At 51.0% G+C, this 19,288-nt stretch carries 19 protein-coding genes; 14 read left to right on the top strand and 5 right to left on the bottom strand.

Annotated features, from left to right (window positions below):
• Positions 1-68: 68 nt before the first annotated feature.
• From tuf to rpsL, 4 genes are all read right to left on the bottom strand, one after another.
• Positions 69-1,259 (bottom strand): elongation factor Tu, encoded by a 1,191-nt coding sequence (tuf, locus tag Undi14_RS02600; protein ID WP_186896239.1) that lies wholly within the window; start codon positions 1,257-1,259, stop codon positions 69-71.
• A gap of 78 nt (positions 1,260-1,337) precedes the next feature.
• Entirely contained in the window at positions 1,338-3,443 is a 2,106-nt protein-coding gene (gene fusA / locus Undi14_RS02595) for an elongation factor G (RefSeq protein ID WP_186886133.1), read from the bottom strand.
• Positions 3,444-3,571: 128 nt separating this feature from the next.
• The gene (rpsG, locus tag Undi14_RS02590) at positions 3,572-4,042 is read right to left on the bottom strand and encodes a 30S ribosomal protein S7 (protein WP_162039546.1); all 471 of its coding nucleotides are present in this window, start codon (positions 4,040-4,042) and stop codon (positions 3,572-3,574) included.
• 144 nt (positions 4,043-4,186) lie between these two features.
• Positions 4,187-4,570, bottom strand: coding sequence for a 30S ribosomal protein S12 (gene rpsL / locus Undi14_RS02585; RefSeq protein ID WP_186886132.1), 384 nt, complete (start codon positions 4,568-4,570; stop codon positions 4,187-4,189).
• Positions 4,571-4,996: 426 nt separating this feature from the next.
• Here rpsL and Undi14_RS02580 point away from each other — a divergent pair, with 426 nt between their 5' ends.
• The 11 genes from Undi14_RS02580 to Undi14_RS02530 all read left to right on the top strand — a co-directional run bounded on the left by Undi14_RS02580 (position 4,997) and on the right by Undi14_RS02530 (position 15,684).
• Positions 4,997-6,946, top strand: coding sequence for a phosphoethanolamine transferase (locus Undi14_RS02580; RefSeq protein ID WP_370589867.1), 1,950 nt, complete (start codon positions 4,997-4,999; stop codon positions 6,944-6,946).
• Between the two features lie 325 nt (positions 6,947-7,271).
• The gene (locus Undi14_RS02575; RefSeq protein WP_200177808.1) at positions 7,272-8,396 is read left to right on the top strand and encodes an ABC transporter permease; all 1,125 of its coding nucleotides are present in this window, start codon (positions 7,272-7,274) and stop codon (positions 8,394-8,396) included.
• Positions 8,396-9,178 (top strand): ABC transporter ATP-binding protein, encoded by a 783-nt coding sequence (locus tag Undi14_RS02570; protein ID WP_200177807.1) that lies wholly within the window; start codon positions 8,396-8,398, stop codon positions 9,176-9,178. The genes Undi14_RS02575 and Undi14_RS02570 overlap by 1 nt, the downstream gene beginning before the upstream one ends.
• A 7-nt stretch (positions 9,179-9,185) precedes the next feature.
• The gene (locus tag Undi14_RS02565; RefSeq protein ID WP_200177806.1) at positions 9,186-10,124 is read left to right on the top strand and encodes an MlaD family protein; all 939 of its coding nucleotides are present in this window, start codon (positions 9,186-9,188) and stop codon (positions 10,122-10,124) included.
• Positions 10,125-10,154: 30 nt separating this feature from the next.
• Positions 10,155-10,769, top strand: a complete 615-nt coding sequence (locus Undi14_RS02560; RefSeq protein ID WP_200177805.1) for an ABC-type transport auxiliary lipoprotein family protein — start codon at positions 10,155-10,157, stop codon at positions 10,767-10,769.
• A gap of 8 nt (positions 10,770-10,777) precedes the next feature.
• The gene (locus Undi14_RS02555) at positions 10,778-11,974 is read left to right on the top strand and encodes a VanZ family protein (protein WP_200177804.1); all 1,197 of its coding nucleotides are present in this window, start codon (positions 10,778-10,780) and stop codon (positions 11,972-11,974) included.
• Positions 11,975-12,072: 98 nt separating this feature from the next.
• Positions 12,073-12,399 carry a ferredoxin gene (locus Undi14_RS02550; RefSeq protein WP_186896277.1) on the top strand — a complete coding sequence of 109 codons (327 nt, stop codon included), beginning with the start codon at positions 12,073-12,075 and terminating at the stop codon, positions 12,397-12,399.
• Between the two features lie 9 nt (positions 12,400-12,408).
• Complete coding sequence (locus Undi14_RS02545) at positions 12,409-13,056, top strand: alpha/beta hydrolase (protein WP_186896276.1); 648 nt, start codon at positions 12,409-12,411, stop codon at positions 13,054-13,056.
• A 57-nt stretch (positions 13,057-13,113) separates the two neighbouring features.
• Positions 13,114-14,262 (top strand): D-alanyl-D-alanine carboxypeptidase family protein, encoded by a 1,149-nt coding sequence (locus Undi14_RS02540; protein ID WP_200177803.1) that lies wholly within the window; start codon positions 13,114-13,116, stop codon positions 14,260-14,262.
• 218 nt (positions 14,263-14,480) lie between these two features.
• Positions 14,481-15,326, top strand: coding sequence for a D-amino acid aminotransferase (locus Undi14_RS02535; RefSeq protein WP_200177802.1), 846 nt, complete (start codon positions 14,481-14,483; stop codon positions 15,324-15,326).
• A gap of 82 nt (positions 15,327-15,408) precedes the next feature.
• Positions 15,409-15,684: a DUF493 family protein gene (locus Undi14_RS02530; RefSeq protein WP_186886139.1), complete on the top strand. Its 276-nt coding sequence runs from the start codon at positions 15,409-15,411 to the stop codon at positions 15,682-15,684.
• A 106-nt stretch (positions 15,685-15,790) separates the two neighbouring features.
• On the opposite strand, the gene gcvA is transcribed toward Undi14_RS02530, so the two are convergent.
• Positions 15,791-16,681, bottom strand: a complete 891-nt coding sequence (gene gcvA / locus Undi14_RS02525; RefSeq protein WP_200177801.1) for a transcriptional regulator GcvA — start codon at positions 16,679-16,681, stop codon at positions 15,791-15,793.
• A gap of 188 nt (positions 16,682-16,869) precedes the next feature.
• Here gcvA and Undi14_RS02520 point away from each other — a divergent pair, with 188 nt between their 5' ends.
• The 3 genes from Undi14_RS02520 (at position 16,870) to lipA (ending at position 19,085) form a co-directional block, all read left to right on the top strand.
• Positions 16,870-17,193 carry a DUF2917 domain-containing protein gene (locus Undi14_RS02520; RefSeq protein WP_200177800.1) on the top strand — a complete coding sequence of 108 codons (324 nt, stop codon included), beginning with the start codon at positions 16,870-16,872 and terminating at the stop codon, positions 17,191-17,193.
• Between the two features lie 192 nt (positions 17,194-17,385).
• The gene (lipB, locus tag Undi14_RS02515; RefSeq protein ID WP_186896273.1) at positions 17,386-18,054 is read left to right on the top strand and encodes a lipoyl(octanoyl) transferase LipB; all 669 of its coding nucleotides are present in this window, start codon (positions 17,386-17,388) and stop codon (positions 18,052-18,054) included.
• A 32-nt stretch (positions 18,055-18,086) separates the two neighbouring features.
• Positions 18,087-19,085: a lipoyl synthase gene (gene lipA, locus Undi14_RS02510; RefSeq protein WP_200177799.1), complete on the top strand. Its 999-nt coding sequence runs from the start codon at positions 18,087-18,089 to the stop codon at positions 19,083-19,085.
• Positions 19,086-19,288: the final 203 nt, after the last annotated feature.

Genomic DNA, 19,288 nt, shown 5'->3' with positions numbered 1-19,288 from the left:
TACTAAAAAAAAGCGGCTGTCGCTAAAAAAACAGCGACAGCCGACTAGTGTACTACAAAATTACGAAATTACTCGATAATTTTAGCAACAACACCCGCACCAACAGTACGACCACCTTCACGGATAGCGAAGCGGAGACCTTCTTCCATCGCGATCGGGTTGATCAGTTTGACTGTGATAGAGACGTTATCACCTGGCATCACCATTTCTTTGTCTGCTGGCAACTCGATCGAACCAGTTACGTCCGTTGTACGGAAGTAGAACTGTGGACGGTAGTTGTTGAAGAATGGCGTATGACGACCGCCTTCATCTTTCGACAAAACGTAGATCTCGCCTGTGAAGTGGCTGTGTGGCTTGATTGAACCTGGTTTTGCCAACACTTGACCACGTTGGATGTCTTCGCGTTTTGTACCGCGCAGCAGAACACCGACGTTGTCACCAGCTTGACCTTGATCCAGCAATTTGCGGAACATTTCAACGCCAGTACATGTTGTTTTAACTGTGTCTTTGATACCGACGATTTCGATCTCTTCACCAACTTTGATGATACCGCGTTCGATACGACCGGTCACCACTGTACCGCGACCAGAGATGGAGAATACGTCTTCTACTGGCAACAGGAAGGCGCCGTCAACAGCACGTTCTGGTGTTGGGATGTAGGTGTCGAGTGCATCAGCCAGTTTCAGGATTGCTTCTTCGCCCAATGGACCTTTGTCGCCTTCGAGCGCCAGTTTTGCGGAACCTTGGATGATAGGCAGATCGTCGCCTGGGAATTCATATTTGGACAGTAATTCACGCACTTCCATTTCAACGAGTTCCAGCAATTCAGCGTCATCAACCATGTCGCATTTGTTCAGGAAAACGATGATGTATGGAACACCAACCTGGCGAGCCAACAGGATGTGCTCACGTGTTTGTGGCATTGGGCCGTCTGCTGCGGAGCAAACCAGGATCGCGCCGTCCATCTGAGCCGCACCAGTGATCATGTTTTTAACATAGTCAGCATGGCCTGGGCAGTCAACGTGAGCGTAGTGGCGTGTTGCTGTTTCGTATTCAACGTGGGCAGTATTAATTGTAATACCGCGTGCTTTTTCTTCTGGTGCTGCGTCGATTTCGTCGTATTTCTTCGCTTCGCCACCGAATTTTGCAGACAATACTGTTGCAATCGCTGCTGTCAATGTTGTTTTACCGTGATCAACGTGACCAATTGTACCTACGTTGACGTGCGGCTTGGTGCGTTCGAACTTACCTTTTGCCATTTTATTCTTCCTTCAAAAAGAACGATTTATCAATAAGATGCCTACTCCAGGCAAGGAGCAGGCTTTTCAGATTACGAATTACTTAGCTTTGGATGTCACGATTGCGTCGATAACATTTTTCGGCGCTTCGGAGTAATGCTTGAATTCCATAGAGTACGTTGCGCGACCTTGTGTTGCGGAACGCAATGAAGTGGAATAACCAAACATTTCAGACAAAGGAACTTCAGCCTTAATGATCTTACCGCCACCACCAGCAACTTCATCCATACCCTGAACCATACCACGACGTGAGGACAAATCGCCCATGACCGTACCAGCATAATCTTCTGGCGTTTCAACTTCAACTGCCATCATTGGTTCCAGAATAACTGGACTTGCTTTGCGGCAGCCATCTTTAAACGCCATCGAACCCGCCATACGGAACGCGTTTTCGTTGGAGTCAACGTCATGGTAAGAACCGAAGAACAGAGTTACTTTAACGTCAACCACTGGGTAGCCAGCCAATACACCGGATGTCAGTGTTTCACGAACACCTTTTTCAACTGCAGGGATGTATTCGCGCGGAACGGTACCGCCTTTGATCGCGTCAACGAATTCAAAGCCTTTACCTGGTTCTTGTGGTTCAATTTTCAGAACAACGTGACCATACTGACCGCGACCACCGGATTGCTTAACGAATTTACCTTCGATTTCTTCGCAAGTTTTGCGAATAGTTTCGCGGTATGCAACCTGTGGCTTACCTACTGTCGCTTCAACGTTGAATTCACGCTTCATACGATCAACGATAATGTCCAGATGCAACTCACCCATACCGGCAATAATTGTCTGACCTGATTCTTCGTCAGTACGTACGCGGAAAGATGGATCTTCAGCAGCCAGACGGTTCAGCGCCAAGCCCATTTTCTCTTGATCAGCCTTTGTTTTTGGCTCAACAGCCTGAGAAATAACTGGCTCAGGGAAAACCATGCGTTCCAGAACGACAATCGCTTTATCATCACACAATGTATCACCAGTTGTTGTGTCTTTCAGACCAACAACCGCAGCGATGTCACCGGCAAGCATTTCTTTGATTTCTTCGCGTTGATTCGCATGCATCTGAACAATACGTCCGATACGTTCTTTTTTACCTTTGACAGAGTTATAAACTGTGTCGCCAGAATTCAAAGTACCGGAGTAGCAGCGGATAAAGCACAATTGACCAACGAATGGATCTGTTGCGATTTTGAACGCCAAAGCAGAGAATTTTTCATCATCTTTTGCCTGACGAACCACTGGCTCCTCATCTTCGTTTGTACCTGGTACCGGTGGAATATCCACTGGAGATGGCAGGAATTCAACAACCGCATCCAACATCGCCTGCACGCCTTTGTTTTTAAAGGCAGTACCGCACATCATCGGAACGATTTCACTCGCGATAGTACGCTGACGAATCGCCGCTTTGATTTCGGCTTCAGACAAATCACCTTCTTCAAGGTATTTGTTCATCAATTCTTCAGAAGCTTCAGCAGCTGCTTCCACCATGTTTTCGCGCCATTTCTTAGCATCAGCCAACAAATTCGCAGGGATCTCGCCGTATTCAAACTTCATACCTTGGGATGCTGTATCCCAGATAATCGCTTTCATTTTGACCAGATCGATAACGCCTTCAAACAAGTCCTCAGCACCGATAGGCACTTGCATAGGAATTGGATTTGCCTTCAGGCGTGTGCGCATTTGCTCATACACTTTGAAGAAGTTCGCGCCAGTACGGTCCATCTTGTTGACGAATGCCAGACGAGGAACTTTGTACTTATTAGCCTGACGCCATACAGTTTCAGACTGAGGCTGAACGCCACCTACCGCACAGTAAACCATGCAGGCGCCATCGAGAACACGCATAGAACGCTCAACTTCAATAGTGAAGTCAACGTGGCCTGGTGTATCGATAATGTTGATATGGTGCGGAGCGAAATTATTCGCCATACCGCTCCAGAAGCAAGTTGTCGCTGCAGAAGTAATAGTAATACCGCGCTCTTGCTCTTGCTCCATCCAGTCCATGGTAGCAGCGCCATCATGCACTTCACCGATTTTGTGGTTGACACCGGTGTAGAACAGAACACGTTCTGTCGTCGTCGTTTTACCTGCATCAATGTGAGCCGAGATACCGATATTGCGGTAGCGCTCAATGGGGGTCTTACGGGCCATAGATAATCCTAAATCTTTTAATGGACAAAACCGAGCGCAATTTTTTGTGAAAATCGCGCCCGGCCTGATTCAAAATACTTGCCAGAACCATTGCATAATCATCATACAAAGGCTCCTTACTCTTACTCTTAGAAGCGGAAGTGAGAGAAGGCCTTGTTGGCTTCAGCCATACGATGAACTTCGTCACGCTTCTTCATTGCACCGCCGCGGCCTTCTGCGGCTTCTAACAACTCACCACCCAAACGTTGTGGCATGGATTTTTCACTACGCTTGTTTGCAGCTTCACGCAACCAACGCATAGACAAAGCCAGACGACGAACTGGACGCACTTCAACAGGCACCTGATAGTTCGCGCCACCAACACGGCGGGATTTTACTTCAACCAGTGGCTTGGCGTTGTTAATTGCCAATGCAAACACTTCCAGAGGATCTTTACCAGATTTTTGCTGGATGTGATCAAACGCACCGTAGATGATGCCTTCAGCAACAGACTTCTTGCCGGACAACATCAATACGTTAACAAATTTTGCTACTTCAACATTACCAAATTTTGGATCTGGCAATACGTCCCGTTTCGGGACCTCACGACGACGTGGCATTTCAATTCCTTTCAATCTTCAGTTGAGCATCGGGCAACAATTCACCTGACACTCGCGACAGGCCATCATAACCAGTCACTTACTCGGCTCATTCCGAACCGACACTGATCCGTAATACTTTACGGAGATTAAATTACGAGATAATTACTTCTTCACTGCCTTAGCGCGCTTAGAACCATATTTGGAACGAGCTTGCTTACGGTCTTTAACGCCTTGTGTATCCAAAGCACCGCGAACCATATGGTAACGAACACCTGGCAAATCCTTTACACGACCACCGCGCAGCAGGACTACGCTATGTTCTTGCAAGTTATGGCCTTCACCGCCAATGTACGAAATAACTTCGAAACCATTAGTCAGGCGAACTTTGGCAACTTTACGCAAAGCCGAGTTAGGCTTTTTTGGAGTTGTAGTATAAACGCGGGTGCAAACGCCACGTTTCTGCGGGCTGTTTTCCAGCGCCGGCGATTTGCTCTTAACCACTGCAGAAACACGTGGTTGGCGAATCAGTTGATTGATGGTTGGCATCGTTTTTAATCCAACAAAATACAACGTTAAACACAAACCCGGAAACGGTTGCCCGGGAACTAAAAATCATTTTTTACGTCCGAATTATTCAGACGAGCCCAATATCTGCCTGCTTTTTAAGCATATTTTTTCGCAAAAAACAGCTAGAAACATGTTGAAAACTGCAAACCCAAAATCGAGAACTCGCAATTTTATGTCGCCTGATCTAGCTATGTCAACGTTTTTCGTTGCGAAGCAGACTGCTCCAACTACTTCAATATGGCAAGTCAGGGTAGGAAATTTCCTTGAAAAATCAAGCATTCCCATACTTTTTATTTAATTTTGTTTAAATTAATGCAGTATGTTGAAGTGATTTCGCTAATGGCCTCCACCAGCAGCACCCCGTATTTTTACAAATCATTTATATTGTCGACCTGAACTCTTTTAGTGACCATCCTATGTTGCGGTAAACGGCGACGTATCCGTCACACAGCAACAACCGCAAGCCAGCCTGCCACTATCCTGATGCGCTCTTTATTACGCCCAAGCCCTCTCTTTCTGTTATTAAGTTATCTGCTGCTCTCAGCGATTCCATTTTTTTCGCTGATGCTGGGCAAACCGGTAGAAAAAGGCTGGCAGCTGCTGGCGATGGAGGTCATCTGCTGGCCAATACTATGGGCGGTGTTCAAGCATCCGCGCTGGTTTCATTTCCTGTTACTGCCGGCAATGCTGGCGATACCCATAGAGATTTATCTGCGCCTGTATTTCGGACAGAGCATTTCGACTCATCACCTGGGCATACTGCTGGAGACCAGCCCCAAAGAAGCGATTGAATTTCTGGGGCAAAAAATCTGGCTGCTGCTGTTTCTGACGTTGATGATTACAGCGTGGTGGTGGAGCCTGCTGAAAATTGCGCTGAACACGCCGGCACTGCACTGGCAACATCCGAGCCGCTGGGCGTTGATCAGTATGGTGGCGATGGGGTTCTGCATCTGGGGTTACGGCGAATATGTTGGTGTCACGGCACCACCAGCCTCAGCGGCAAGTAGCCATAGCGATGACGACAGCGACGATGAGCCAGCATCGGTCGCCAGTGCCAAGCCGATAGGCAAAGTGATTCCGCAGGTTTGGCTGGAGCATCAACGGCAAAAATTAAGCCACGCCCTTGGTCCGCTACCGTCCTGGGCCCAAATACGTTACGACGAGGATGTCTTCACAAGTACCTGGCCATTCGGCCTCGCGGTGCGCATCGCTGACTTCTGGAGCGAACGTGGATATTTATCGAAGCTGTCTGAAAAAAGCCGCGACTTCCGCTTCAACGCCACCCTCGAAGGCGATCCAAAGTTAGCGCAAACTATCGTCGTAGTGCTTGGAGAATCATCGCGCTACGACCGTTGGAGCCTGAATGGTTACGAACGTGAAACGAATCCCTTGTTATCACTGGAAGACAATCTGGTCAGCTTCAGCGACATGATTACTGCCGTCGCTGCGACTCGCCTGTCGGTGCCTGTTATTGTGTCGCGCAAACCGGCGGCACAAAGCCTGAAGGCCGGATTTTCTGAAAAATCCTTTCTGTCTGCATTTAAAGAAGCGGGATTTAAAACCTTCTGGATATCGAACCAGATGAGCTTTGGTCAGTTTGACACGCCGATCTCAGTGTTCGCGAAAGAAGCGGATGTCACGCAATTTCTGAATCTGGGCGGTTTTACCAATAATTCCAGTTTCGACGACATCCTGCTGGATCCCATGAGCCGCGCGCTGAACGATGCCACACCGAAAAAACTGATCGTCTTACATACGCTGGGAAACCACTGGAATTACAGCCATCGCCACCCGAAAGAATACGACCACTGGAAGCCGTCGCTGTTCGGCGTCGATAACCCGGCCTATACCGACCTGAAGAATAAACCAGCACTCAACAACAGCTATGACAATTCAATTCTGTACACTGACTGGATATTATCGGAAGTCATACAGCGCCTGAAAGCGAGCAAACAAGTCACCTCGATGATGTATATCTCCGATCATGGGCAAACCTTGTATGACGGCAGTTGCGGTCTGGCGTTTCATGGTCACAATACGCAATACGAATTTCACATCCCTGCCTTCATCTGGTATTCGGACGACTATCAGCAGTTGTTCCCGGAAAAAATACGGCAACTCAAACGCCATCAGAAATTCCGCCTGTCAACAGAAAACGTGTTTCACACCTTGCTCGATATGGGCAATATCCGCTATCCCGATGAACGCTTGAACTGGAGCATCCTCAGCCCGCAACTGGTTGCGCACACGCGCTATGTCGATAGTTACGGCTGGTCTGATTACGATAATGCGACGCTGAAGGGAGATTGCCGCGAAGTGATTGATAAAAAAACGCCGGTACGGCAAGAGAAATAAGCGTTACTCCAAGTGACAACACCGATGCAGCATCCTGCCGTTATGTGCCTGCAAGCGCTTGTTGAGCACTAAATATACTGGGTGGAGTATATTTAAAAGCCCAATGTTTATGCTGAGAATAGCCCGATTTTTGAATATACTCCCCCTTAAAGCTCATTTTCACAGCAGAATAAAACCAGTTTTGTCTGCAAAGCATCTGACTTACGTAATCGCTAGCGGTAGCACTCAGATGCCGATGGCGTATTTCTTTTAATGAAGATCAACATCAGTCAATGTATGCTTTGCTTCATTGCAGCAAAACAGTTATCTCGTTTACACTGGCGACATGCCCTCAGTTAGCCCTCCCACCCTGACCGTCAATCATGCAGATCAGACCACGATTAGCGTGGCTGGCGCGTGGCTGGTGCACGCCTTGTCCGAAGGTCACCGCTTGCATGATTTGCAGACGGAGCTGACCAACAAGGGAAAGCGCGACGATATTCACTGGGATTTAAGCCAGATCAGTGCGCTCGATCATGTCGGTGCGCAGATATTATGGCGCGCCTGGGGCAAAAAAAAGCCACAACATCTGTTACTGCAGCCGGTACATGAAGGTTTGTTTCAGCGTGTCGCAGAAGCCAGTCAGGTCAATCTGGTCAGCGCCAAACGCCCGCTCTTTTACGGCATCATGCAGTTGGGCGACATCGTGCTCGGCTTCTTTGAGCATTTGTACGGCTTCAGCATGTTGCTCGGTCAACTGATGATCGATCTGGCCGGTTTTATACGCCACCCGCTGCGAGGCCCGTGGAAAGAATTATCAGCCAACCTGTATCGCATGGGTGCGCAGGCGCTGGGCATTACCGCGCTGGTCGGCATCCTGATAGGGATCGTGCTTTCTTATCTGTCAGCACAACAATTACTAACGTTTGGCGGCGATTTATTTATCGTCAATATTCTCGGCATGAGCATCATCCGCGAACTCGGCCCGTTGCTGGCGGCGATTCTGGTTGCTGGTCGTTCGGGCTCGGCCATCACGGCGCAGCTCGGCGTCATGCGGGTCACCGAAGAGCTCGATGCGATGCTGGTGATGGGCATACCGCATGGCTCGCGCCTGATCCTGCCTAAGGTGCTGGCACTGGCGATCGCCATGCCACTGCTGGTGATCTGGACGGATGTGATGGCACTCATAGGCGGGATGATTTCGGCACAAGCACTACTCGGTATGAGTCCCGAATTTTTTGTCTATAAATTGCCGGATGCCGTGCCACTGTTGAATTACTGGATAGGCCTGGGTAAAGGTGTTGCCTTCGGTATTCTGATTGCGCTGATTGCCTGCCATTATGGTTTGCGCATCAAACCGAATACGGAAAGTCTGGGGCACGGTACTACCAATTCCGTGGTGATTGCAATTACCGTCGTGATCATTGCCGACGCGATTTTTGCGATTATTTTCAGCAAAGTGGGCTATTGATGACGACCGATAACGTGATCGAAATTCAGGGCTTACGCACGCAGTTCGGGCGTGCCGTCGTCCACGATAATCTGGAATTATCGGTACGGCGCGGTGAAATTCTGTCTATCGTCGGTGGTTCCGGCACTGGCAAAACCGTGCTCGTACGCCAGATGCTGGGTCTGGAAACACCACGTCGTGGCAGCATCAAAGTCTTCGGTGAAGACTTGCAGATATCCGACAGCCGTCATCTTGATTATCTGCGCAAACGTTCGGGCATGTTGTTTCAGCATGGCGCTTTGTATTCGGCGCTGAGCGTGTTTGACAATATCGCCCAGCCGATGCGCGAACTGAAAAAATTACCGGAATCGCTGATCACCGATCTGGTGTATCTGAAATTGCAGATGGTGAATATCGCCTTTGAACATGCACCGAAAATGCCGGCAGATTTATCCGGCGGCATGATCAAACGGATCGCCCTGGCGCGCGCTTTAGCACTCGACCCTGAATTATTGTTCCTTGACGAACCAACCGCTGGACTTGATCCGGATCGTTCCGACAGTTTCGTCGAACTGATACAGTCACTTCACCGGCAACTCTGCCTGACAGTCATCATGGTCACGCATGATCTCGACAGCCTGTTTGCACTGTCGAACCGTATTGCGGTGCTGGCTGAAAAAAAAGTGATCGTCGTCGGCACACCGCAAGAAGTCGTACGCTTCCAACATCCGTTCATCAGCAGCTTCTTCCTCGGTGGTCGCGGCAGGCGCGCCATGGAAGTATTGACACCCGCTACACCTTAGGAAAGCCATGGAAAACCGATCGCACGCCTTAATCGCTGGTTTCTTCACCATCGCCTTATTGATACTGGCCATTTTTATCGCTATCTGGCTGGGCCGCGACAAAATTCAGCGCACGCCGTATGAGATCGTGACCAAATCGGCGGTCTCCGGCCTCAACCTGCAAGCGGCTGTCCGCTACAAAGGGATTAAAGTCGGCAATGTTACCGACATCGATTTTGATGATAAAAATCCGGGACAACTGATACTGCGTCTGGAAGTGATTCCGGATACGCCCGTCACCAGCGCCACCTTCGCCACTCTCGCCTATCAGGGTGTGACGGGCATTGCATTTGTGCAGCTCGATGAAGACAAAACAGCGGGCGCTTCTGTCCCTTTAGCGCAGGATGGTACGACGCAACGGATTCCGCTGCGTCCCGGCGTCATGCAAAATCTGGAAGAGCGCGGGCTCGCAATTCTGACGCAGACCGAAGAACTGACCCGCCGTATCAATAGCCTGCTCGACCCGAAAAATCGTCAAACCATGATCAGCGCCGTTGACAATATCAACAAAGCTGCGGAAGCGTGGCAGGCGTTACCGAATAAACTCAATCCGACCCTGGATAAATTGCCCGGGCTGATCGATCAGACGCAGAACACATTGAACACCGTCAGTGTGTTATCCAAAGACGCATCGCGCTTCACCAATAATCTGAACCAGCTCAGTACGCAATTACAGGCGGCCGATGGCCCGATCGCCCGCTTTAATCTGGCATTAGACCAACTGAGTAACGGCGTAACGATGGAAACACTGCCACGTATACAGAGTCTGACCGGAGAAGCCCGCAGCAGCCTGCGTTCTCTCAACCGCACCACGGAAAATCTGAACGACAGGCCGCAAAGCATCCTGTTTGGAAATCCGCCAGCCACGCCCGGCCCCGGCGAAGCCGGTTTTGTCGCGCCCAAATAAATAACAGAGAAGACTACCTGAGGACATCGTATGCAACGACTCTATCGCCTTACTCACTATCGTTTTCTGCCCGTACTGCTGATCTGCGCCAGCCTGCTGAGCGCCTGCAGCAGCACGGCTCCGGCACAACGCCAGCAATACGATTTCGGCCCGTTCAATACGGTCTCGCTGCCGAACACAAAAATGCAAATTGCCCTCGCCGAGATTCAGGTACCCGCCGCGCTCGACAGCAATGCCATGCTGTATCGCCTGCAATACGATAACGCACAGCAGTTGAAGCCGTATGCGCAAGCGCGCTGGAGTATGCCGCCCGCACAGTTAGTCGCGCAAAGAATCAAGCTGGTGCTGAACTCGCGCGGCGCTGTGGTGACCAACACCGCTGATAGCGCGGGAAGTTTGCCGGTCTTACGCCTGGAGCTCGATGAATTTTCTCAGGTATTCACCACGCCAAGCGCCAGCCATGCACACATTTATGCGCGCGGCATCGTGCTTAGAGGACGCAACATTATCGGCACGCGGAATTTTCTGTTGCAGATACCAGCTGCCAGCGCTGATGCTGCCAGCGGTGCAAAGGCGATGCAAACAGCGGTCGACACCATGATCAACGACATGCAACAATGGCTCAATAGCCTGGCTCTGAATTAACTCCCGCCATGAGCGAACACCTGCCGGACAACCACGCTCAGTCGCCAGACGCAAGTGCGGACAGTCACTTATTCAGTCACGTCGTCAGCCACTTACACAGCTCCCCTTTCGCCCGTGTCTGCCTGCTCGCCTATACCGTACTGATTCTGTATGCGAGCTGGTATCCATTTACCGGCTGGCAGGCAAATAATTTATCTGCGCTGCCTGATGTGATCCGGCAATGGCCACGTTACTGGACCAAATTTGATGCTGGTATCAATATTGTTGGCTATATCCCGTTTGGCACCCTGATCGTCTTTGCGCTGTACCCGCTGGTCAATCGCTGGTGGGCGGCGCTGATCGCCTGTTTTGGCGGTGCGTTGATCTCTGCGGTGGCCGAACTGGTGCAATATTTTCTGCCGAGCCGCGTCACTTCGCTGCTGGATTTTCTGACCAACACAAGCGGTGCGGTACTGGGGGCGATCTTAGGTGCGCTATTGACGCCGCTGATACTGGAAAAAGGACGTCTGCAATTATTGCGCAAACAATGGACGTATCAGGATTCGAGCTGGGAAATCGTCTTGCTGGGTTTATGGCCGATGGCCCAACTGTATCCACAGGCCTATCTGTTCGGGCTGGGGCAATTGCTACCGATATTGTCGCAACACCTGAGCGACTTGTTCGACATGGATATCGACATCGGCGCATTTGTTCTGCAAGGCATGGAATTCAGTGCCGATGAATATCTGCTGGCAGAAACCTTCATCACAGCCAGCGGTTGTACCGGTGCCATCCTGATTTGTCTGAGTTTATTTAATCGCCATGCACCAAAATTCCCGCTAGGCATGCTGTTGCTGAGTATGACCCTGATCGCCAAAACACTCGCCAGCGCGTTGCTGTTCAAGCCCGAATATGCGTATGCCTGGCTGACGCCCGGCGCGATCGGTGGTTTGCTGATCAGCGCCATCATGTTGTACGGTTTTTCATTTGCGCCTGTGCGGGCGCAAAAGCGACTGGCATTTTTGCTGCTGCTGATTTCGCTCGTGGTGCTGAATCTGTTACCGGACAATCCCTACTTCGCCGCAACGATGCAAACCTGGGTGCAGGGAAAATTTTTGAACTTTAACGGTGCTGCGCAGTTCTTATCACTATGCTGGCCTTGGATGGCGTTGTGGACTTTGTTACGAAAGCCCAAACCGGCAGCTGCGCAAGTTGCAGTATCATAGCGGCTTGACGGCACAGCCGTTCGCCCTTCGCCTGACCGCTATCACCGGATAGCCATCCGGAGTCAGATTAACTGCCTGAAGCTAAAGAATTGCTCATCATGTCTGAACCTCTCTATTTTCAAAAACATGTGTTTTTCTGCATGAATCAACGCGACGATGGTCGCCCCTGCTGCACCGATCACGGCGCGCAAGCCGCACAGGAACACGCCAAACGGCGCATCAAGCAAATGGATATGAATGGTCAGGGCAAAATCCGCATTAATAAAGCGGGTTGCCTCGATCGCTGCGATGAAGGCCCGGTGATGGTGGTCTACCCGCAAGGCACCTGGTACACCTTCGTCGATCAGACAGATATTGATGAAATCATTGATGTGGATCTGGTCGGCGGCGGCATCGTCAAACGCCTGCAATTACCGAACACCTAATTTTTACGCATGAACGCACAAACTGAACATTTTCTGATTCCCGGCGCCGTCGGCCCTTTGCAATGCGCGCTCGATTTACCTGATCCTGAAATTTTTGCAGCACCGCTCGGTCTGGCACTGGTCGCGCATCCGCATCCGTTGTACGGCGGTACGATGGATAACAAAGTCGCGCAAACACTGGCACGCACTTTCACGGGCTTGGGCTACGCCGCCGTGCGTATGAATTTCCGTGGCGTCGGCCAGTCTGCCGGAACGCATGATGCAGGCATCGGCGAAACCGACGACATGGCATTGTTACTGGCCCACATGCGTACACGTTATCCCACGTTGCCATTAGCGCTGGCGGGATTTTCTTTCGGCACCTTCGTGCAGGCTTGCCTGCAACAAAGGCTGATACAGGCAGGTACGCCGGCCGAGCGGCTGGTGTTAGTCGGTGCTGCCGCCGGTAAATGGGCAATGCCTGAGATTCCGGCGAACACCATACTGATTCACGGCGAACAGGATGACACGATACCGCTGTCCGCCGTGCTCGACTGGCTGCGCCCGCAAGATATTCCGGTCACCGTGATTCCCGGTGCCGATCATTTTTTCCATCGTCGCCTGCACCATATCAAACAGCTGGTCACCAGCATGTGGGATAAACCTGCTGAGCGTTGAAGCCTTTTGCTTTTATCCCCTTTTGCTTTTATTTTTTGTTTTTTTAAGTCTCATCCAATGAAAAAATTCCTTGCCACTATTGCCGCCTCACTGCTGACGATGTCAGTGGCGATGGCACAAACTCTGCCAGCACCGACAGTTGCTGCGAAATCCTGGATACTGGTGGATGCCACCAGCAATCAGGTGATCGCCGCCCAAGACCCGGATCTGCGCATAGAACCAGCGTCGCTGACGAAAATCATGACAGCCTACATGGTCTTTTCTGCGCTCAAAGAGAAAAAGCTCGATCTGAATCAGAGCGTGAATGTATCTACCCGCGCCTGGAAAGTCGATGCCAGCAGCTCGAAGATGTTCATCGAGCCAAACAAGCCTGTCACCATCAATGAATTGCTGTACGGTCTGATTGTGCAATCCGGTAACGATGCTGCCGTCGCGCTGGCTGAGGCCGTCGCAGGCAGCGAAGAAGCCTTCGTCGTGCAGATGAACCGCGAAGCAGAACGCATAGGCATGAAATCCAGCCATTACGGCAATCCGCATGGTCTGCCCAGCCCGGAAAACTATGCCACCGCACGTGATCTTTCCACTTTAGCGGCACGCCTGATCAGTGACTTTCCTGAGTATTACAAAACCTATTACAGCACCAAGAGCTATACCTACAACAAAATCACCCAGCCTAACCGCAACCGTTTGCTGTGGCTGGATCCAACCGTCGATGGCATGAAAACCGGCCATACCGAAGCGGCGGGTTATTGCCTGATCTCTTCGGCGAATCGTCCGAATGGCACAGGTCAGCGCCGCCTGATTTCTGTTGTCACCGGCACCGCCAGCGACCAGGTGCGGGCGCAGGAAAGCCTGAAATTGCTGAACTGGGGCTTCCTGAATTTCGATACGGTCAAACTGTATGCCAAAGGCCAGGCCATCGACACGCCGGTGATCTGGAAAGGTTCGCAGGCACAGATCAAGATCGGTTTCGACCGCGACCTGTACGTGACGCTGCCAAAAGGCTCGGCAGCTAAACTGAAACCAGCGCTGGAACGCAAAGATCCGCTGGTGGCACCGATCGCCCAGAACAGCAAGGTCGGCACCGTGAAAATGATGCTCGATGGCAAAGCGATTGCTGAATTCCCGGTACTCGCTTTAGAAAAAGTCGATCAGGCCAGCATCTTTGGCCGCGCCTGGGATTCGATTCGTCTGATGTTCAAATAAGTCAGAAGACACGCATGCCAGCGTAACGCGTCATGCCCACAAAAAGCCACGCTCGCCGCCCGGTTTGCGTGGCTTTTTTACGTCTTCAGCAAGGCTGATTTCAAGCAAATACAGCACCAGACAAATAACCCGCAGGCATCCTTGTATGCGATATTTGCATAATCTGGCAGCATTATTTGTGTGAGAATAAGTTCTTTCTTCTCACTGGCACTCACATCATGAATGATCCTCTGGTTTATCTGAACGGCGCAATGACGCCCCTCTCCGAAGCTAAAATTTCCGTGCTGGATCGCGGCTTTATTTTTGGCGATGGTATTTACGAAGTCATTCCCGTTTATGGTCGCAAGATGTTCCGCGCAGACCAGCATCTGGCACGCCTGTTTCGCAGCCTCGACGCGATCGGAATCAACAATCCGCACAGCAAGGAAGAATGGCTGGCGCTGATCGCCAAGGTCATGGATGCGCATGAAGCCGATGATCAGATGGTCTATCTGCAAATCACACGCGGTGTTGCCAAGCGTGCCCACGCTTACCCAAAAGATGTGACACCGACCGTGTTCATCATGACCAATCCTATCGTGATGCCATCCGCAGAAGCGCGTGAACATGGCGTCGCCTGCGTCTCTATGGAAGACCTGCGCTGGCTGCACTGCGAAATCAAATCGATTTCTTTACTCGGCAATGTTTTTGCGGCGCAGAACGCGGCTGAAAACGGCGTCACAGAAACTATACAATTCCGCAACGGCTATCTGACCGAAGCCTCGTCATCGAATGTCTGGATCGTGAAAGACGGCGTGCTGATGGGGCCACCGAAAGACAATCAGATTCTGGAAGGCATACGTTATGCGCTGATCGAAGAAATCTGTGCCGCCAACCATATCCCGTTCAAAGCCTGCCGTATCACCCGTGATGAAGTATTTGCGGCAGATGAAGTCATGTTGTCATCAGCGACGAAAGAAGTGCTTGCCGTCGTCAAACTTGACGATCAGACTATTGGAAATGGCCTGCCAGGCCCCATCTACAAGCAACTGTATGCCGCATATCAATTAGCCAAAGCGGCGTAAGCGCAGCGTATTTCCATTTCTTCATGAACTCAGGAATGCAAAGCGCCGTCCGGCAAGATGAAGAAATGGAATTATCATGGAAATGAAACCTATCCCGCCAGAAGAGAGTCTGATCGAATATCCGAGTGATTTTCCGATCAAGATCATGGGCGCAATGCACGACGCCTTTGCACAAACCATCGTGGAAGTAGTGACGCTGCACGACCCGACGTTTCACGCCGGGAAAATGGATATGCGCCCTTCCAGCAAAGGCACCTATCTGTCATTAACGGTTACGGTCTGGGCCACCAGCCGTGAACAACTCGACAATCTGTACCGCGAGTTGTCTGGCCATCCTATGGTCAAAGTCGTGCTGTAAGCAATATTTAGCACTAAATATACTCCCCCCCAGTATATTTTAAAGCCCTTTATTTCTGCGGACATAAAGGGCTTTTTCATTAAAACGAGGGGGAGTATGCAAAAAACTAGGTTCTGGCCGAGCGCACTTCTGCCAGTAGCCATTCCCTGAATGCCCTGACCTGTGGCTTATCCATAGAACTCGCCGGATACACGAGGTAATACGACACCGGGCAAGGAATACTGATGTCAAACAAGCGTCGCAGCAGGCCGGATTGAATATCCGATTCAACGATCGCATGCCTGCCGAGCGCGATTCCCTGACCATCGACCGCCGCTCTGGCGAGCATGGAGGAGTCCTGAAAAATCAGGCCGCCACTGGGTTCATCCGCATCCAGCCCGGCAGCCCGGAACCACGGCAACCAGGGCTCTTCGTCACAACGCAGCAAATGCGCCCCCACCAGCTCGGCTGGCGTCTGCGGCACTTTATCAGCCTGATAAGTGGGGCTGATGACAGGATAATATTCATCGCCCATCAGCAATTCGCTGACGAGTCCCGGATAATGTCCGAGGCCAAAACGTATCGCAATATCCACCTGCTCGCGGGTGAAATCGACCAGCGATGAACTCGATTGCAGACTGACCTCCAGGTCGGGGTGGTGTTCGATGAAACGCCCCAGACGCGGCGACAACCAGCGGGCAGCAAATGAAGGCAGCGACGTGATCCCCAAGCGTTTTTGCTTGTTGCGATCCCGCAGCAAATCCGCCGCATCCGCCAACTCTTGCAAGGAACGCCGGATCGCGCTGGCAAAATGCTCGCCGTCCGGCGTAATGCGAATGCGCTTCCCGGTTCGGACAAATAGCTCCACGCCGAGCTCTTCTTCCAGCGCCCTGACCTGATGGCTGATCGCGCCGTGGGTCAGGTGAATTTCGTCAGCAGCACGCGAGAAATTTTCATGACGGGAAGCCGCTTCAAACGCACGCAAAGCAGCAAGATTCGGCAGACGGCGGAAATCCATTTGGCTTATATCTCCTATTTCGATAACGCATATTACTGTGAATTTAATTAGCAAGGAAAGACAAAATTACTCGTTTTGCATCTTACTTTCCAACGACTACAATTCTGACATCGTAATGCAGGATTGGTCTTTTCAGAGATAAATTGCTGCATATTTAACTTTATGCAGATATCGCAAGGAGTCTGGAAATGACAATTAATTTCGCAAAACCATCATTCACTATCACCGCGGGCGACACCGTTTCAGGTCAAAGTGAACAAGCACAAACATTCACCGTTACAGCTGGCCGTGTCTGGCTGACGATTGCCGGTGAAGACGAAGATTTCTGGCTGAGCGCTGGCGAATCCGTAACGGTACCTGCTCACCGTCTGGTAGTGATTGAAGCCGATCAGCAAAATAGCAGCATTGCATCCGTGGCAGCAAACCAGCCACAAAATGCGTCAGCAAAAATTGCAGGATTCCCGTTCCAATGGCAAAAACTGACGCAAAAAATCAGCCACGTTTTTGCCTGATCAACGTAGCCAGTGTTTCAGCATAAAGATCACCGGGATGTCCGCGTGATCTTTATTTTTTTGGGAACGCATTAACTTGTCGAAACGCGCTCACTGAGACTCCTCGGCAAGCGGCGCCACGCAATACATGCCACAATTGCTGGCGGCGCTAAAAGCAGAATTCGTCCCGCAGCGATGTTACACTAGCGTTCTATGCAAGCAGCTCTGTCTAATTCCATCTCCCCTCGCGTCATCCATCGCGGCGTTGAATCTTATCAGCTCACTTTTGATGCGATGCGTGCATTCACCGATGCGCGCGATGCGCAGACGCCGGATGAGTTCTGGATCGTTGAACATCCTCCTGTATTCACACTCGGCCTCGGCGCAGATCAGTCGCATGTACTGGCGGCGCATGATATTCCGGTTGTGCAGACCGATCGCGGCGGCGAAGTCACTTATCATGGTCCGGGCCAGGTTGTGATTTATCTGATGATGGATTTGCGACGCAGCCACCCGAAAGCGCGCTTGTTTGCGCGTGAATTTGTGCACAAGATAGAACAGGCCGTTATCGATACGCTGGCAGCGTATAATCTCGCCGGCGAACGCAAAGCCGGTGCGCCTGGCATTTATGTCAGCGATGGCCAGTACAAAGGCGCCAAAATCGCCGCTCTGGGATTAAAAGTGCGCGGCAATGGCTGCACTTATCACGGGGTTTCGCTGAATGTGGCTATGGATCTGACACCATTTTCATGGATCAATCCCTGCGGCTATGCGGGACTGGCAACGGTGGATATGAAAACGCTGGGAGTCAGCGTTCCGCTGGCCGACGTACAGGCGACACTCGCACAACATTTGCAGCACCTTTTGACTGTTACTCAATAAACGCTTTCTGATTTTCTGAACCGATCCGTATCATGACAACCGACAACACACCTGCATCCCCCGCCACCACGACTGCTGCTTACGATCCGACTGAAAAACAGAAAGGTGCCAGCAAAACTGCGCGCATTCCTATCAAGATTGTGCCGATGGAACGCTTGCCTAAGCCTGACTGGATACGCGTGAAAGCTGGCTCACCGACAACCCGCTTCTACGAAATCAAAGACATCCTGCGTGCCAGCAAACTGGTCACGGTCTGCGAGGAAGCTTCCTGCCCGAACATCGGCGAATGCTTCGGCAAAGGCACGGCAACCTTCATGATCATGGGAGATAAGTGCACACGCCGCTGCCCGTTCTGCGATGTCGGTCATGGCCGTCCAGATCCGCTCGACGTCAATGAACCATTGAATCTGGCTAAAACCATTGCGGATCTCAAACTCAGTTATGTTGTCATTACCTCGGTTGATCGTGACGATCTGCGCGACGGCGGCGCGGCTCACTTTGCCGAATGCATTATTAAAATCCGCGAATTGTCGCCAGCCACGCGCATAGAAATTCTGACGCCGGATTTCCGTGGCCGCATGGATCGTGCACTGGAAATTCTGAACCTGGCACCACCTGATGTGATGAACCACAATCTGGAAACTGCGCCACGCCTCTACAAAGAAGCGCGCCCCGGTTCAGATTACGAATATTCACTGAGCTTACTCAAGCGTTTCAAAGAACAACATCCGAACACGCCAACCAAATCCGGCATCATGGTTGGTCTCGGTGAAACCGATGAAGAAGTGCTGCAAGTGATGCGCGATATGCGTGCTCACAATGTCGATATGCTGACCATAGGCCAATATCTGGCACCAAGCGGGCATCATCTGCCAGTGCGCCGTTATGTGCATCCTGACGTCTTCAAAATGTATGAAGAAGAAGCCTACAAAATGGGCTTCGCCCACGCCGCCGTCGGCGCAATGGTGCGCTCGTCATACCACGCAGATCAGCAAGCGCATGGTGTAGGAACGGATGTTAAAGATCAGTAAGTGGTGAGACAAATCAGTTACTGACTAGATAAGTCAATTAACGATTTTAGTGGACTTTTCGAAAAACTCTTTTAATAACAATCACTTGCCATCAATTTTCGCCTTCCCGAAGGATGAAAATTTTTGGCGTATTGACTGGTTCGGAACAGTGTTTTTCCAAACCAGTCAATACACCCAACTCAGCCTTCCGTCCTCGGTGATAG

The sequence above is a fragment of the Undibacterium sp. 14-3-2 genome (assembly GCF_016595265.1).
Classification (GTDB): Bacteria; Pseudomonadota; Gammaproteobacteria; order Burkholderiales; family Burkholderiaceae_D; genus Undibacterium; species Undibacterium aquatile.
Note: the sequence above shows the minus strand (reverse complement) of the source record. Positions and strands in the feature narration are given on the sequence as shown.